Origin of the sequence: Delftia sp. WSY_12, assembly GCF_043104645.1 — a bacterium.
GTDB classification, from domain to species: domain Bacteria; phylum Pseudomonadota; class Gammaproteobacteria; order Burkholderiales; family Burkholderiaceae_C; genus Comamonas; species Comamonas tsuruhatensis.
This window is the reverse complement of record NZ_JBICKW010000037.1, coordinates 1-320: the sequence shown is the minus strand read 5'-3', so window position 1 is coordinate 320 and position 320 is coordinate 1. Positions and strand designations below refer to the sequence as shown.

The 320-nt window shown below is 62.8% G+C and carries 1 protein-coding gene; it reads right to left on the bottom strand.

All coding sequences use genetic code 11. The features are described from left to right. A partial coding sequence (locus ACF8LI_RS21875; RefSeq protein ID WP_392414101.1) for an integrase core domain-containing protein occupies positions 1 to 320 on the bottom strand: 320 nt, incomplete at both ends.

Below are 320 nucleotides of genomic sequence, written 5' to 3'. Positions count from 1 at the left end.
TGCAAGGCCTCATGCGGGCGCTGCTGGTTGTAGTGCTCCACAAAGGCATCGAGCTGCATCTGCAATGCCGCTTTGTCCGCCGCAGGCTCTTTGCCCAGGGCATGCTTGAGCGTGCGGTGCATCCGCTCGTGGCGACCGTTTTGCTGTGGCTTGCCCCTCTCGATGCGCTCCGGCCTGATGCCCAGCCTTATCCACCATATCGCCAGGCGTGACAGGCCCGCCACGCCAGTAGTCGCGAACGGCGGACCGTTGTCACTGCGTATGCGCTCGGGCAGTCCGTATTGCCGAAACACCTGTTCGAAGCTGCGTTTGGCATCCTC